15 protein-coding genes are annotated in these 15529 nt (G+C 37.2%); 9 read left to right on the top strand and 6 right to left on the bottom strand.

The features are described 5' to 3' along the window. Nucleotides 1–951, top strand: a 951-nt coding sequence (locus tag Q3V31_RS20515; RefSeq protein WP_329766619.1) for a polyamine aminopropyltransferase, incomplete at its 5' end; no start/stop codon positions are given. Between the two features lie 18 nt (nt 952–969). Further along, complete coding sequence (gene speD / locus Q3V31_RS20510; protein ID WP_071734664.1) at nt 970–1341, top strand: adenosylmethionine decarboxylase; 372 nt, start codon at nt 970–972, stop codon at nt 1339–1341. 301 nt (nt 1342–1642) lie between these two features. Here speD and Q3V31_RS20505 read toward each other — a convergent pair whose 3' ends face one another. From Q3V31_RS20505 to Q3V31_RS20495, 3 genes are read right to left on the bottom strand one after another with little or no spacing between them, the layout of a single operon-like run. Beyond that, nucleotides 1643–1960 (bottom strand): PTS sugar transporter subunit IIA, encoded by a 318-nt coding sequence (locus Q3V31_RS20505; RefSeq protein WP_000379630.1) that lies wholly within the window; start codon nt 1958–1960, stop codon nt 1643–1645. A 9-nt stretch (nt 1961–1969) separates the two neighbouring features. Further along, nucleotides 1970–3271 carry a PTS cellobiose transporter subunit IIC gene (gene celB / locus Q3V31_RS20500; protein WP_000578975.1) on the bottom strand — a complete coding sequence of 434 codons (1302 nt, stop codon included), beginning with the start codon at nt 3269–3271 and terminating at the stop codon, nt 1970–1972. Between the two features lie 14 nt (nt 3272–3285). Then, nucleotides 3286–3588, bottom strand: coding sequence for a PTS sugar transporter subunit IIB (locus tag Q3V31_RS20495; protein WP_001023562.1), 303 nt, complete (start codon nt 3586–3588; stop codon nt 3286–3288). Nucleotides 3589–3812: 224 nt separating this feature from the next. On the opposite strand from Q3V31_RS20495, the gene Q3V31_RS20490 reads away from it, so the two are divergent. The 3 genes from Q3V31_RS20490 (at nt 3813) to Q3V31_RS20480 (ending at nt 6772) form a co-directional block, all read left to right on the top strand. Beyond that, nucleotides 3813–5030, top strand: coding sequence for a dicarboxylate/amino acid:cation symporter (locus Q3V31_RS20490; RefSeq protein WP_000649360.1), 1218 nt, complete (start codon nt 3813–3815; stop codon nt 5028–5030). Nucleotides 5031–5192: 162 nt separating this feature from the next. Further along, entirely contained in the window at nt 5193–6350 is a 1158-nt protein-coding gene (locus Q3V31_RS20485; protein WP_090813799.1) for an acyltransferase family protein, read from the top strand. A 41-nt stretch (nt 6351–6391) separates the two neighbouring features. Further along, nucleotides 6392–6772, top strand: coding sequence for a VOC family protein (locus tag Q3V31_RS20480; protein ID WP_000609851.1), 381 nt, complete (start codon nt 6392–6394; stop codon nt 6770–6772). Nucleotides 6773–6811: 39 nt separating this feature from the next. On the opposite strand, the gene Q3V31_RS20475 is transcribed toward Q3V31_RS20480, so the two are convergent. Beyond that, the gene (locus Q3V31_RS20475; RefSeq protein WP_329766618.1) at nt 6812–8812 is read right to left on the bottom strand and encodes a YhgE/Pip domain-containing protein; all 2001 of its coding nucleotides are present in this window, start codon (nt 8810–8812) and stop codon (nt 6812–6814) included. A gap of 135 nt (nt 8813–8947) precedes the next feature. Between Q3V31_RS20475 and Q3V31_RS20470 the strand changes: the two genes are divergently transcribed. Beyond that, nucleotides 8948–9832 (top strand): LysR family transcriptional regulator, encoded by an 885-nt coding sequence (locus Q3V31_RS20470; RefSeq protein ID WP_090813797.1) that lies wholly within the window; start codon nt 8948–8950, stop codon nt 9830–9832. Nucleotides 9833–9890: 58 nt separating this feature from the next. On the opposite strand, the gene Q3V31_RS20465 is transcribed toward Q3V31_RS20470, so the two are convergent. Further along, on the bottom strand, nt 9891–10976 hold the full coding sequence (locus tag Q3V31_RS20465; protein ID WP_139265945.1) for a transcriptional regulator: 1086 nt from the start codon (nt 10974–10976) through the stop codon (nt 9891–9893). A 90-nt stretch (nt 10977–11066) separates the two neighbouring features. Then, the gene (locus tag Q3V31_RS20460) at nt 11067–11216 is read right to left on the bottom strand and encodes a hypothetical protein (RefSeq protein ID WP_000283176.1); all 150 of its coding nucleotides are present in this window, start codon (nt 11214–11216) and stop codon (nt 11067–11069) included. Nucleotides 11217–11469: 253 nt separating this feature from the next. Between Q3V31_RS20460 and cydA the strand changes: the two genes are divergently transcribed. The 3 genes from cydA (at nt 11470) to Q3V31_RS20445 (ending at nt 15499) form a co-directional block, all read left to right on the top strand. Next, on the top strand, nt 11470–12825 hold the full coding sequence (gene cydA, locus Q3V31_RS20455) for a cytochrome ubiquinol oxidase subunit I (RefSeq protein ID WP_000381948.1): 1356 nt from the start codon (nt 11470–11472) through the stop codon (nt 12823–12825). Continuing rightward, nucleotides 12818–13843 carry a cytochrome d ubiquinol oxidase subunit II gene (locus tag Q3V31_RS20450; protein ID WP_000544179.1) on the top strand — a complete coding sequence of 342 codons (1026 nt, stop codon included), beginning with the start codon at nt 12818–12820 and terminating at the stop codon, nt 13841–13843. Before cydA ends, Q3V31_RS20450 begins: the two co-directional genes overlap by 8 nt. A gap of 297 nt (nt 13844–14140) precedes the next feature. Then, complete coding sequence (locus Q3V31_RS20445) at nt 14141–15499, top strand: arsenic transporter (protein ID WP_090813795.1); 1359 nt, start codon at nt 14141–14143, stop codon at nt 15497–15499. The last annotated feature ends 30 nt before the right edge of the window (nt 15500–15529 follow it).

Below are 15529 nucleotides of genomic sequence, written 5' to 3'. Positions count from 1 at the left end.
CAGGATAAGCAGGATAAGCAAGTACAATCAGAAAATGTAATAATAGTACCCACAGATTCGCACAGCTTAGATGTATGGGATGAAATTTCGCTAAAAGAAATACAAGCTGGTGAACATACAAGTTTATTTGAAAAAAAAAGCAATTATCAAAACATTGATTTACTCCAAGTAAGCGATATTCGTCTATATTTGGATAAACAACTACAATTTAGTTCCGTCGATGAGCAAATCTATCATGAAGCACTTGTTCACCCGATTATGTCAAAGGTAATAGATCCAAAGCGTGTTCTCATATTAGGCGGTGGCGATGGTCTTGCTTTAAGAGAGGTTTTAAAATATGAAACGGTTACCCATGTAGACCTCGTCGACTTAGACGAAGAAATGATTAAGATGGCTCGCAATGTTCCAGAATTAGTTTCTTTAAATCAACAGGCATTTTTTGATGATCGTGCAAATGTACATGTATGTGACGCGAAAGAATTTTTGAAATCTCCTTCCTCTTTATATGATGTAATTATTATTGATTTTCCTGATCCAGCGACAGAAGTATTAAGCACTTTATATACAAGCGAACTCTTTGCCCTTATAGCTACGTTCCTAACAGAGGATGGTGCATTTGTTTGCCAATCTAATTCACCCGCTGATGCACCCCTTGTATATTGGAGTATTGGTAACACAATTGAAAATGCCGGATTAATTGTAAAAAGCTATCATACAATTGTTCCTTCTTTCGGAACTGACTGGGGATTTCATATTGCTGCTAACTCCTCATTTGTACTCGATCAAATTGAACAATTATACGTAGTACCATCCCCTCGAACATTACCTTCTCTTCTTGCTCCTTTATTTCAATTTAAAGAAGAACAGTTAGAGCACCGTAATAATGCCGTTTTAAATTCAGAATCTGACCTTACCCTACATCAGTGCTACCAAATAGAAATGGAGTTTTAACAAGGAGGATACAAATATATGGACTATTCTACGTTTGGTCGGCATATAATAGTAGATTTATGGGGCGTAAATTTTTCTCTATTAAATGATATTCATTTTTTAGAGCATCATTTAATTGCTGCTGCGAATCGCTCTGGTGCTCACGTTTTAAATGTAAGTAACAAAGAATTCCACCCATATGGAGTTACGGTATTAATTTTATTATCAGAAAGCCATCTCTCTATTCACACTTATCCTGAAAAGGAATTTGCAGCTATTGATTGTTATACTTGTGGTACATCTGTTGATCCTCAAAAAGCCATTGATTCTATAATAAGCGTATTAAAACCAGAACGCATGCATATAAAAAAATTAATTCGTGGTGTAGGAGAATTCGTTACTATCGATTAGTTATCATCCCCATTTCCCCATAAAGAAGGAGGCTCGTTAATATAAAAATACCATCAGTGGAACTTATAATACTCCACTGATGGTACACACACATACATAGTTTATTCATCTTAATTGATGATTTAATTTTGCTATTTTTCGTTTCCAATATAAAGTCATCATAAACCATATAATAAAGCTCACTTTGCCCTTTCATTTTTACATAAATCTGGAAATAACACATACAATTCTGTGTAAGTGGCCCTCTTTTCGTCATAACTGTCTCTTTTAAAAACATAAAAAAACCTTGCATAAGCAAGGTTCATTCAGCTACTGACATCTTCCTATATAATTCTACAAACTCACTCGCCAATTCCTTCACTGTAATTGCGTTCATTAAATGATCTTGTGCATGCACCATTAGCAGGGTAACTTCGGTTTTTTCCCCGGCAGCCTCTTTCTGTATGAGCTCTGTTTGTAAGCGGTGCGCCTCTTGCAATTCATTTAAAGCTTCTTGTAGTTTCGCTTCTGCTTCCTGAAATTCACCGCGCTTTGCGCAATCAATTGCTTCCATTGAACAACTTCTCGCATTACCACCATGCAAAATTAAGTGAAAAGCTTTCGTCTCTATCGTATCCATTTTAGTTCTTTACTCCCCCTTTTCTTCCGCTACTTTTTGTTTATCCCATATCTTTAAGAATGGAAAATAAATAAGAAATGCAAGTGCAAAGTTAACGAGCTGCAAAACAACCCCTGAAATTTTCCCGCCTGATCCTAAATATCCACTAAAAAGAATAGGTGTAGTCCAAGGTACAGCAGCTCCGCTCGGACGTGCAACCCATCCCCATTCCATTGCAAAATAAGAAACAACCGTTAACACGACTGGCACCAATATAAATGGAATAAGTAAAAGTGGGTTCATTACAATCGGCATACCGAAAGTCACCATTTCATTAATATTAAAAATACCTGGCGCAATTGATAATCGTCCGATACTTTTTAATTGCTGACTTCGTGCAAATAATAACATTCCTACAACTAAAGCAAGTGTTGCACCAGAACCGCCCATATAAATCCATAAGTCAAAGAACTGTGCAGTAATCGTATTCGGTACGTCTTGCCCAGCCTGAAAAGCAATTCGATTTTGGTCCATTAACGACAACCAAATCGGACTCATTACACCACCAACAATTGCAGCTCCATGAATTCCGCACGCCCAAAGTACATGGACAATGATAACTGCGATTACCGCACCCCAAAGGCTAGCCCCAAGTACACTAAGAGGCTCCTGTAAAAGCTTTCCTATAACATTATGGATGCTACCGAAAGTCGTATGTTCAAAAATTAATCTAATGATCCAAACAACCGTCACAACAATAAAGCCTGGAATAAGCGCAGCAAATGAACGCGTTACTGCTGGCGGAACTGTCTCTGGCATCTTTATAATCATCTTTTTCTGTACAACAAATCGATAAATTTCAGTAGATATAATTGCAATAATCATCGCTACAAACAACCCTTGACTTCCCATTAACGCAGCTGGTATTGCTCCATCTATCAGTATACTTTCTTTCGTACTTGGTACGATATATGCAACTTGAAATGGTGTTGCAAGTAAAAATGTCACAAGTGATAATGCACCAGATGCTAACGAATCTACTTTATAGTATTCGCCCAATCTGTAAGCGATTCCAAAAACAGCTATTAAAGACATTATATTAAAAGTAGCCCCCACTGGGTACCCTAATGCTACATTCCAATTCTTCCCAAAGATTCCTGCCATAAAATCATTATACCCGGGTATCGGAAGAGCACTAATGATTAGAAAAAAAGAACCAATAATCAAGAAAGGCATCGTTAAAACAATTCCATCACGAATCGCTTGCAAATGTCTCTGTTCTGCAACCTTTCCTGCCACTGGCATCACATATTTCTCTAAAAACCCTATCATCTATCCCACTCTCCTCATGGTTTCATTGACAAAGCTGCTTGTAAGATAGCTTCTCCATTACAAAGCCCGTAATGGACGGATTGAATTACATCAACAGGTATTCCCTTCTCTTTACATAATTCTTTCATTTTCGGTAATAAATAGCGTACTTGCGGCCCAAGTAAAAGTACATCTGCATCATCAATATGATTTCGTACTTCTGAACCTGATACAGCCCAAATCTTTACCTCTATCCCCCTTGTCTGTGCTGCTTTCTCCATTTTTGTAACTATCAAACTGGAAGACATTCCCGCTGCACAGCAAAGCAAAATATTCATCCCGCTTCCATCCCCCTTTTTCTACGCCTAATTTATGATGCAGCCCTTGCCACCACTAGGTTACAAATATATATGTCTAGATTTCTAACTGTATGCCGAGCTTAAAAACAAAAATTTCTTGGTTTTCACGCTATTCCATCTATCGCATTTTCCTAGTAAAGACGTCTCTAACTCGCTATAATGATTCAGTATGATTTTTTTATAATCGATAGGAGGGTTTATTTATGAAGGCATATCGCTTTCCACTTATTTTATTATCTTCTATCCTAATTGGTGGTTTCATTGGTTATTTCATGGGTGCCGATGCAGTTGCTTTAAAGCCGCTTGGTGACATTTTCTTAAACTTAATGTTTACGATTGTTGTACCTTTAGTATTCTTTAGCATCGCGTCATCTATTGCTAATATGGATGGATTAAAACGTTTCGGTAAAATTATGTCTAGTATGGCTGGAACTTTCTTATTTACAAGTATTTTAGCTGCTATTTTTATGATTATTATCGTGAAAGTATTCCCGCCAGCACAAGGTGTTGTATTAGAACTAACACAGCCTGATAAAGCTGAAAAAGCAGTTAGTGTTGCTGATCAAATTGTTGGTATCCTAACAGTATCAGACTTTTCAAAGTTACTATCTCGCGAGAACATGTTAGCCCTTATTTTCTTCTCTATCTTAATGGGGATTGCAACTTCAGCAGTTGGTGAAAAAGGGAAACCATTCGCTACATTCTTACAAGCTGGTGCAGAAATTTCAATGAAAGTTGTATCTTTCATTATGTACTACGCTCCAATCGGACTAGCTGCTTACTTCGCAGCATTAGTTGGTGAATTCGGACCGCAACTTCTTGGAACTTACTTCCGAGCAGCAATGGTATACTATCCAGCTTCTCTTATTTACTTCTTTGTATTCTTTACATTCTATGCGTACCTTGCAGGTCGCAAACAAGGTGTACAAGTATTTTGGAAGAACATGGTCTCTCCTACAGTTACATCTCTTGCAACTTGTAGTAGTGCCGCAAGTATTCCAGCTAACTTAGAAGCAACGAAGAAAATGGGTATTTCTTCTGACGTTCGTGAAACAGTTGTCCTTCTTGGGTCTACACTTCATAAAGACGGATCTGTTTTAGGCGGCGTATTAAAAATTGCTTTCTTATTCGGTATTTTCAACATGGAATTCGAAGGACCGAAAACATTGGCAATCGCACTTGTTGTTTCTCTATTAGTAGGAACAGTAATGGGTGCTATTCCGGGCGGAGGTATGATTGGTGAAATGTTAATCGTTTCTCTATACGGATTCCCGCCAGAAGCATTGCCAATTATCGCAGCAATTAGTACAATCATTGACCCTCCTGCAACAGTGTTAAACGTAACAGGAGATAACGCTTGTGCCGTAATGACAGCTCGTCTTGTAGAAGGTAAGAACTGGATCAAAAATAAATTTGCTTAATATATAGAAAGAGGATGCTCCTAACGAGCATCCTCTTTTTGTTGTGATAGATATATTGGAACAATCCATTCTGCCACAAATTTGTTATAATCTTCACAAATATTCCACACCTATTATCCATTCTCCGTACTATAATCATGTATGAAAAAGGAGATGGACATAATGAATCAAAGCGCACCAGAATTTAAAGTTTTGCAAAGCATTGCATTTCTTGCTGTCGTTTTGCAAAGTTCCTTATTATATACAATGAATCAAGGAAATGTCTTACTTGAGCAATCCCTCATTATGGGCATGCTATTCAATCTTGCAAAATTTTCAGCACCTGCATTCATATTTATCGTCGGCTTTCACTTAATTCGACAATATACAAAGCAACTAGCCTACACAGAATATATTTATGAAAAAGCCGCACATTTACTCATTCCTTATTTCTTCTGGTCTATTCTTTACTTATTAACAACAAACGATATGATTACACTACAAAGCGGAATAAAAAGTTTATTACTCGGAACGGCTGCACCTCATCTTTGGTACGTTATTATGATGTTCCAAATTCACTTATTGTTCCCTTTGCTGTGCACACTATTTTATTGGTTTCAAAAACGAACAGAAAATAAAAAAGACATATATAAATATATGACCATCTTTGCCTGTCTATATTTCCTCTTAATGTGGTATTCTTCTCACTACATTTTTAATGGAGAGAAATTGACGAGCTCAACCATTTTACATTATACAGATCGTTCTTTCTTCTTCTACTCATTCTATTTCGTCATGGGAGGAATAGCTGCTGTCGCATTAAAAATTTGGCGTTTATTCGTCATGAAACATATCCCGCTTATAACAATCTTATTCTTTATTTTATTTTTATTTATCAATTATGAGTTATTTAGTTTTTACGGCGTGAACTCTATTCATTTAACTGTTTCTACTTATTTAAAACCATCTATGTTTCTATATATCGTATGCGAAATTATCATACTATACGTGCTATCTATTACAATTGTACAGCGACGCGGTTTCTTATATAAAGCTTTACGATTTATTGGGAATTACACGTATGGTGCTTATTTAGCTCATTTTTTCTTCTTACAGCTATGTACAAAATTTCTTTCTTTATTCACATTGCAAGAAAACACAATAGTATATAGCCTATTATTATTTATACTAACGGCCACAATCTCTATTTCAGCAATGGTCATTTGCAGCATACTACCATTTCATACTTGGATTACAGGGCCTTCCCCTACGACAAATATGAAATGGGCCAAGATTGCCATTCGAAAGAATCATGAAAAAGTATTCAAACCATATCTTTGATATAATAATACCTATATAAGAAAAGAAAGCAGGAGACACCTATGATTAATCAAATCGGACAAATTATGTTATATGTAAATAATCAAGATGAATCAGTACAATTCTGGACAGAAACAGTTGGCTTCCAAATCGTTGCGGAAGAAAATAACGGACAAGGATTTCGCTGGATTGAAATTGCGCCGGCAAAAGAAGCTGGAACAAGCATTGTCCTTCACGATAAAGCGTTAATTGCGAAGATGCAACCTGAATTAAACTTAAATACACCGTCTCTAATGTTCTTCTCTAATAACTTAGATCAACTATATAAAGATCTTTCTGAGAAAAATGTCACAGTTGGACAAGTTGTAGATTTACCTACTGGTAGAGCCTTCAATTTTGCTGATAATGAAAATAATTACTTTGCAGTTATGGAAAAGAAATAAGAAAAAGCTATCCGGAAAAATCGGATAGCTTTTTTCATTTTAAGAAACTTGTTCTGTATTCGTTTCTCTATGCTGTATATGACTCGTAATCCAAGCAATTCCGCCGGCAACAACGAGGTAACATAACAATATTAAAATTTGCATTTGTAATTGCGACCAATCTCCTAAAGAGATCACATCTTGTAATCCTCTAAGAGAATGAGACATTGGGAGAAACTGTCCGATTTTGCTAAGAACAGCTATGTTTAATTCTCCTGGAAAAGTACCTCCGCTCGTCGCTAATTGCAGGACAAGGAGTGTTACCGCTGCGAACTTCCCAACAAGACCAAATACCGTCACTAACATAAGAATAAATGTCATGAACGTAAAGGAAATAACAATACTAGATAAAACAAAGAGCGGCACACTGGCAACTTCTAATTTCATAACGCCTAGCACAACTACATCTACAAGTAGCGCTTGAATAAGTCCAATTAAATATACCAACCCTAGTTTATTAACAAAATGTACCGTTCCGCTTACCTTCATATTCTGTCTACGGCCAAGAGGTAAAATATTCGATGCCATAATTCCGCCAACATAAAATGCAAGCGATAAGAAATATGGTGCAATACCTGAACCGTAGTTAGGCACGTCAGAAACTGTTGACTTCACTAATTGAACTGGTTCTGAGAACATCGTATTGCGTGCATCATCATTGCGAACACCCGCTATCTTCTCTGCGCCCTCTCCCAATTTTGTGGAAAGTTCTTTCGCACCCTCGTCAAGTTTAACAAGTCCATTCGTTAACTTCTCAGCACCGTTATTTAGCTCCGTTCCACCACTCGCAAGCTGATTTACACCTTCTTGTAGAGAAGTAAATCCATTCCCCCACTTCGCAAATCCATCAGCTAAATTCGAAGTGCCATCTGCTATCTTTTTCGTTCCCGCAGTAGCTTCATTTAACTTAACTCCGAATGTATTCATGCCTTCTTCAACTTTATACTGACCGTCAGCAAGCTTCTTCGCTCCTTGTGTCAATTGTTGTTGGCTATTATTCAAAGTATTTGTTGCTTTAGCTAATCCATTAGAAGTAGCAACGATTTTTTGAAAAGCAGGATCTTGCTGCACTTCTGGATGACTTTTTACGTACTCTTCTAATTGTTGTTTTACACTATTTGCTGCATTGTCCGCTTTCACTTGCCCTTCAGCAAGTTTCTCACTTCCGCTCACCCATGCATTTGTACCGGCACTTAATTCACTAACTCCTGATTGTAAAGTTTTTTCACCTTGCGCTAGTAACTCCATACCACTATGAAGTGATGTCGCTCCTTGACTAAGCTCATTTGCTCCCCCTGTTAACGCCGATTGGCTAGAGGCAAGCTTACCACTTCCTTCTTTCAACTTCACTGTCCCGTCACTTAAACGATGAATACCATCTGTAAGCTGATCCGCCCCATTTTTTGCATCCGTCGTTCCTTCATGTAACTTCTCAGCACCATTACTTGCATCACTCAACCCTTGTGCCAAATCTTGAAACTTTGAAAAGACACCTTCTGTATAAGATTTCGTAATACTATTTGAGATTTTTGTTTTCATATTTTCAACAGCTGTCGTTCCAATTTGAGCTGCTACAAAGTTTTTACCTGGATTTACTTTATACTGCAATTGTGCCGGCTCTGGTTTCTCATCCATAAGTGTACTTACCTTTTTAGAGAAATCTTCCGGAATCGTAACAACCATATAATACTTATCTTCTTTGAGCCCTTCATCAGCATTTTTTTCTGATACGAAATGAAAAGCCAGTTCCTTATTCTCTTTTAAATTTTTAACGAAATCGTCTCCTCCATGAATTGTTTTTTCATCCATCGCAGCACCCTTATCTAAATTCACAACCGCAACTGGTAATTTATCTAATTTTCCGTATGGATCCCAATATCCAGCTAAGAAAAATCCTGAATAAATTAAAGGAACGATTAACAAAAAAATTAAAGCGATACGTCCATGTTTATGGTTCCACATCGCCTTCCAATCTTTAAATATAAGTTGAATTCCCTTCATGAAACATACTCCTTCTCCTAATTTAACACCCTTCGAATGGTTTAACAGATTTACTATACACGTCACTTTCCATACTGTATAATACATCTTTAATTATAAATTCATTCCTTTTGGTCTATAGAAAGGAGATTCTAAATGGAACTTCTTCAATTAAAATACTTTCAGACAGTCGCACGACTAGAACATATGACAAAAGCAGCTGAAGAATTACATATCGCGCAGCCTTCACTCAGCAAAACAATTGCTAGACTAGAAAAGGACTTAGGTGTTCCATTATTTGATCGCCAAGGTCGACAGATTACATTAAACTCTTTTGGAAAAGTATTTTTAAAACGAGTAGAACGCATTTTTCATGAATTAAGTGAAGGCGAACGAGAAATTAAAGATTTAGCTGCATTACAACAAAGCTCTATTACGCTAGCCGTTTCTATTCCGCGAATATTACCAGAACTACTCGGTTCTTTTTTACTAGAACATCCTAACGTTCGATTCCAGCAATTTCTCGCGTCTACTCCTTCTATGAAACGGCAACTAGATAATATAGAAATTGACTTTTGTATCTCTTCTGTACCAATTGAAGGCGAGGAGATCGTTTGGGAACCACTTATTACAGAAGAAATTTTCTTAGTCGTTCCTTCAGGCCATCGGTTATCAAACCGGGAAAGTGTCCATCTACATGAAGTAAAAGACGAGTCTTTTATTAGTATGAACACTGGCTACGGATTTCGACACTTAACAGATGAATTTTGTAAAGAAGCTGGTTTCACTCCACATATCGCTTTTGAAGTAGATGAACCAACCGTTATTAGCGATCTTATTAAGCAAGGTCTTGGTATCGCATTTGTCCCAAGTTTAACTTTATTAAAAAACTCCACTTTAGCCTCTAGTAAGTTACGTATTATTGAACCCAATTGCGAGCGAACCATCGGCTTAAGTTGGTCGAAGAAACGTTACTTATCAAAAACTGCCCAGCAATTTCGTGAATTCGTGATTGATTACTTCTCCAACATTAGGCCATGAAATTATATCGACGATTTATCAACAAATAAAAGGTGCCATACCCATAGGGTGGCACCTTTTATTTCTTACTCTTATCTAATTCCATTTCAGCTAAAAGTGGTAGTACATTATCGAAAATATGCGTATTGTTATTCTCACCAGTTACATATCCACCATAATATCTACTAAATACATTATCATTTCGGAATGTAGTCATCCTTTCATACAATTCCTTCGCAAACTTTGTATCACCTGTTTGTAATACGTACAAAATTGTTAATCCATAAGATGCTGGTGATTCATAGTTTACAGTTTGTTTTCCCGTTTCTAAGTTATAACGACCATATAACTTTCCGTCCTCATGGAATTTTTTCTTTATAAATTCCAAATAAGCATCTGATGAAAGACCGCCTAAGCTACGATGATACGCAACGTAGGATTGATCAATAAGATTCACTTCTTTATCGTATGTAAATGTACCATCTTCTTTATACTCTTTCGGAAATGCCCAACCCTCTCTCGGATAATCTGCTAAAAACTGAACAACTTCCTGATACTGCTCAGCAGAAATTTTTCCGTACTTTTTCATATAAGAGAATGCATGAGGATTTATGTAAGATGTTGTTGTAAATTTATTTTGTTGACCTGCATCTGCATCATAATAATCCACGTAATAATTATCTTTTTTATTATAACGAAGTACAGCATTGCTCAATTGATCAGCAAGGTTTTTATAGCGCTCTTCCTTGTACATTTCATAAGCACGATATAATTGTTCAATAATACGAAGATCATCTATAAGTGCATTGGTGGCTGACTGCATTTCTCCCTTTTCAGAGATTTTCCATAAAACGATGTGATCCTTATGTACAAAATTATTTTGAATAACCTTTACTTGTTCATCGAATAGTGACTGATCATCTTTATCGAGCGTATATTGTAACCATAGTCCTGCCGATTCTGATAAAGCTTCACGGCCTTTCGCCTCACCTGTTCCTGCCTTTGTATCTGCTAAACGGTAGGTTGCAAGTGTTCCATTTTCATTTACCATATGCCTTAAAATAAAATGCTCCGTACGGCTTCCTTGTAAAGCCGACCAAAATACAATTCCTCCTAAAGCGATTAAGAGAATAACCCCAATCCCTATATATAAACGTTTCCGCAAACTTTTCACCTCCTTAGTAAGGCTAACCTTAATTTTATCAGAACATACGCGAATATAAAAAAGACAATCCTTTAGATTGTCTTTTTCGCATTACCCCTCACAAACCTCTTTAGAAGGTCTATATAGCGATTCCACAAGTCGATCATATTCACGACGCGTAATTTCTTTATTATATAACTTTAATAATAAATCTCTATGCTCTTTTGAAAATGCCATCTTTTTAATGACTTCAGGATACATAAAACACCCTCCCCATTTCACATAAACTTCTTCAATCACAAAACAGAACTTATGTTCGCATAAAAGATTATAAAATATTCTTCTCTAAAAAACAAACAAAATATTACCTAATATACATTTCTTTCTTTTTAGAATATTCAAAAACCACATTAACACATTCCCTTTTTTTAATGCATATATATTTTTGGCATTTTATTGAATAAATCTTCCAATTCAATCAGAAAATAATGGCAAAAAGAAGAGGAGTATACATATGGATACCGTAACATTAGCAAGAGCATTTTTTGGTTCTTCACTAGCATTCCACATTATCTTTGCAACACTTGGAGTCGGACTTTCATTGATGATTTTTATAAGTGAAATACTCTATCACTGGAAGAAAGATTCCGACTATGCCATTATGGCAAAAAGATGGACGAAGGCTTTTGCTATCCTTCTCGGTGTAGCAATTCCAACTGGAACAATTGTTGGTGTACAAATTTCACTTCTTTGGCCTGGTTTCGCCAAAATCGTTGGCCAAGTTATTTCCGTACCGTTTCAAATTGAGATTTTCGCCTTCTTTTTAGAGGCTTTATTCATGTCTATTTATGTATATGCAGCTGATAAATTACCTCCATTTATGAGGTTAATCTCGCTATTTTTCGTTATGATTGGCGCCACTGCATCCGCCGTGCTTATTACATCAGCAAACACATGGATGAATACACCTGCGGGCTTTTCAATGGGGCCAGATGGCTCAGTTTTTAACGTTGATCCGTGGAAAGCTTTCTTTAATCCAAGCTTTGGCACAAGTGCATTCCACGTCGTTATTACAGCTTATGCAGCCGGAGCAGCTGTTATCGCTTCTATCGCTGGATTTAAATTATTAAATAAAAATTTGAGTGCACGTGAAATTGCTTACCATAAAAAAGGATTACTGTTAGGGCTTGTCGTTACATTTATTACAGGTGCTACGATGTGGATTTCAGGACACGAATCTGCTATTGCCTTACATAAACATTCACCCGAAAAGCTAGCATCTGCTGAAGCTTTGTTTGAAACGACATCACACGCTCCTTTATCGATTGGCGGGGTTGTGGATCCGAATACACTTGAACTAAACTATGCACTCGAAATTCCGAACATGCTCAGCTTATTAGTAGGACTCGATCCTAACACCGTTGTAAAAGGGCTAAAGGAATTTCCACAAGAAACATGGCCACCATTTTACACACATACACTGTTCAACTTAATGGTCGGCACCGCTGCCTTTACCTTTGCAGTTGCAGCTATTGCCCTCTTATATTGGTACTTTGTTTACCGAAAAAAAGGAGTAGAGTTACCGAAGTGGCTTCTTTGGGGAGCTGCCGCCTGTGGACCCGTTATGTTGCTCGGTATTGAATTTGGATGGATTTTTAGTTGTAGTGGTCGTCAGCCATGGACAATTTATGGCATGCAACGCACGGTAGATGCTTCTACACGCGCTGATTTCGTCGGTCCTTTATTTGTTTTATTCATCATTTTATATATTGGACTCGGTATTTTAACAGTCTTTGTACTACGGACATTCTTTAAGAAACATCCGTTAAAGAATGATTTACATCACGAAGGAGGCGATTCTCGTGCATGAGGAAAGCATTGCAATCATCATCTTATGGGCTCTTATCTTCGTATATAGCATACTAGGGTCCATTGATTTTGGAGCTGGTTTTTGGGGCATGGTATACGCTAAACATCCGACGCTCGCTGCCAAGCTTGCTAATCGGTACTTATCACCAACTTGGGAAGTAACAAATACGTTTCTTGTCTTTGTCGTTGTCGCTTTTCTCGGTTTCTTTCCAAAAGCGGCCTTTACCCTTGCCACCGTTATGTTCGTACCCGTTATGTTAATTTTAGTACTCGTTGCGATTCGCAGTACATTTATGGTATTTGCTTACTCCCTGCCAAAGTACCAACACCTTCTTCGGATTATTTCAGGTATTACTGGGCTCTTAATCCCAGCTCTATTAATTACCGTTCTACCCGTTACAGAAGGTGCCTATATTACGATGTCTGAAGGAAAAGAAGTGCTCCTTTACGGAAAGCTTCTTTCTAGTCCTGTTATTTATTGTTATATGCTCTTTGGACTAACTTCGGAACTATTTCTATCATCTCTCTTTCTTGCTGATTTTGCGAGAGAACAAGGTTCAGAAGATGCATATAGAATTTATAGAAGAAATGCCATCATACTTGGTCCAGCAACGCTCGTCACTGCTATTATTGCCCTCGTTGTAATGGACCCTGAAACACACTGGCTTATGCAAGGATTAATAAAGCAATTCCCATGGTTTACAGTCTCTATCGTTTTATTTGTTATCGGATATTCCTCCCTTTGGTGGACAAATAAGAAGTATGGCACACTAGGATTTCCTCGCATTGCAGTTTTAGCTGTCGTCGCTCAATATGCATTTGCAAGCTACGCTTACGGCGTCGCCCATTTACCATATATCATTTACCCAGATGTAACTGTATTTACGAGCTTTACGACGGTCGAAACATTCTATGCACTTCTTATTCTTTACGCAATCGGAATTGCAATTTTACTACCCGGATTCATTTTCTTCTGGAATTTATTCTTGAAGGATCGAACTTTTTTGAAGGAAAAATAATAAAGTGAAACTTTAATCAGTGGGGGTTTTGTTCATCCCCCACTGATTATTAACCCGCACCAATCGGGCGTTTACGGGCAATGAGGGGCATTCATACATAGAATGCCCCTCATTTATTAGACGTCTATCCTAATAGTTATTACACTACCACTTATACTTGTCCTATAGCTCAAAAAACACATATTCACTCCATTCCATTATATGTCTAGTTCCTCTTATTTCCTGCTGAATATACTACCAATATAACCTTGAGACAAGCCACATTTTCTCAAGGAAACATAGAAAGGTAGGCAGAATATGAGCATTGAAATATGGATTACTATTATTGTATTCTTCTTAACGATGATTGTTATCTTTTGGCGACCCCGTGGTTTAAATGAAGCGTGGCCAGCAGCAATCGGCGCTGGTATCATCCTCATTACGGGACTCGTATCAAAACCTGACGTCATAGATATTATTAGTAAAATAGGAGGAGCCTCCATAACAATATTAGCGACCATCGTTATGGCGGTTATATTAGAAAGCTTCGGCTTCTTCCACTGGTCCGCAGCGAAACTTGCAAATTTAGCAAAGGGATCCGGTCGCCGTTTATATTGGTATATTCAATTACTATGTTTCCTTATGACTCTTTTATTCAATAACGATGGTAGTATTTTAATTACAACACCAATCCTAATTTTACTACTGAGAAACCTTAAATTAAAACCTCATCAACAAATCCCTTATTTATTAAGCGGCGCTTTAATCGCCACTGCATCTAGTGCACCAATTGGTGTAAGTAATATCGTAAACTTAATCGCATTAAATATTGTTAATATGACTCTTTATATGCATACAGCTATGATGTTTGTACCTGCAACATTAGGTTTATTATTTATGTCATGGCTCATGTATACAGTTTTAAAGAAAAAACTCCCGGAAAGATTACCTGTTTCTTCATATGATATCGAAGAAATTTTCTTCACGAAAAACTTCCATCCGTTAAAAGGAAAAAATTCTGTTGATACGAAACAAAAACGTACAAAATTCATGTTAAAAGTATTAGGCTTCGTCTTCCTTATGCGCTGTCTTCTATTCGTTGCATCCTTCTTATCGATTCCAATCGAAATTGTTGCTGTACTCGGTTCACTCGTTCTTCTCATCTGGAGATGGTACTACTTACGAACAAACCCAGTCGATATTTTGAAAAAGACACCGTGGCACATTTTAATTTTCGCTTTCTCTATGTATGTAATTATTTACGGGCTTCATAACGCAGGGTTAACAGCGGCACTTGTAAGTTGGCTTGAGCCAATTGTAAGTCAGCATCTACTCTATGCTAGCTTTGCAATGGGCGGACTCGTTTCCCTCCTCTCTAACGTCTTCAATAATCACCCTGCACTTATGATTGGTACCATTACGTTAACAGAAATGGGCCTAGATCCAGTCACATTAAAAACTATCTATCTCGCAAATATCATTGGTAGTGACATCGGTTCACTATTATTACCAATCGGTACGCTAGCTTCCCTCATTTGGATGTATATCCTAAGACAAAATAAAATTAAAGTGAAGTGGAAAGATTATTTAAGCGTATCTCTCATCGTTATTCCTCTCACTACGGTCGTCACATTATTCCTCTTGTACTATTGGGTACACCTATTCTTCACCTTATAGACAACAGAAGCCCGCTTTGCTACCGTCTTA

Source organism: Bacillus nitratireducens, assembly GCF_036320425.1.
Lineage (GTDB): Bacteria > Bacillota > Bacilli > Bacillales > Bacillaceae_G > Bacillus_A > Bacillus_A nitratireducens.
The sequence above is the reverse complement of the archived record's forward strand: the minus strand, read 5'-3'. Positions and strand labels throughout refer to the sequence as shown.

Excerpts from the sequence above, each read along its gene's own strand:
- Q3V31_RS20505 (WP_000379630.1), bottom strand. The coding sequence starts at position 1,960 with ATGGATACGATAGAGACGAAAGCTTTTCACTTAATTTTGCATGGTGGT.
- celB (WP_000578975.1), bottom strand. The coding sequence starts at position 3,271 with ATGATAGGGTTTTTAGAGAAATATGTGATGCCAGTGGCAGGAAAGGTT.
- speD (WP_071734664.1), top strand. The coding sequence starts at position 970 with ATGGACTATTCTACGTTTGGTCGGCATATAATAGTAGATTTATGGGGC.
- Q3V31_RS20445 (WP_090813795.1), top strand. The coding sequence starts at position 14,141 with ATGAGCATTGAAATATGGATTACTATTATTGTATTCTTCTTAACGATG.
- Q3V31_RS20460 (WP_000283176.1), bottom strand. The coding sequence starts at position 11,216 with ATGTATCCTGAAGTCATTAAAAAGATGGCATTTTCAAAAGAGCATAGA.
- cydA (WP_000381948.1), top strand. The coding sequence starts at position 11,470 with ATGGATACCGTAACATTAGCAAGAGCATTTTTTGGTTCTTCACTAGCA.
- Q3V31_RS20475 (WP_329766618.1), bottom strand. The coding sequence starts at position 8,812 with ATGAAGGGAATTCAACTTATATTTAAAGATTGGAAGGCGATGTGGAAC.
- Q3V31_RS20490 (WP_000649360.1), top strand. The coding sequence starts at position 3,813 with ATGAAGGCATATCGCTTTCCACTTATTTTATTATCTTCTATCCTAATT.
- Q3V31_RS20485 (WP_090813799.1), top strand. The coding sequence starts at position 5,193 with ATGAATCAAAGCGCACCAGAATTTAAAGTTTTGCAAAGCATTGCATTT.
- Q3V31_RS20495 (WP_001023562.1), bottom strand. The coding sequence starts at position 3,588 with ATGAATATTTTGCTTTGCTGTGCAGCGGGAATGTCTTCCAGTTTGATA.
- Q3V31_RS20470 (WP_090813797.1), top strand. The coding sequence starts at position 8,948 with ATGGAACTTCTTCAATTAAAATACTTTCAGACAGTCGCACGACTAGAA.
- Q3V31_RS20480 (WP_000609851.1), top strand. The coding sequence starts at position 6,392 with ATGATTAATCAAATCGGACAAATTATGTTATATGTAAATAATCAAGAT.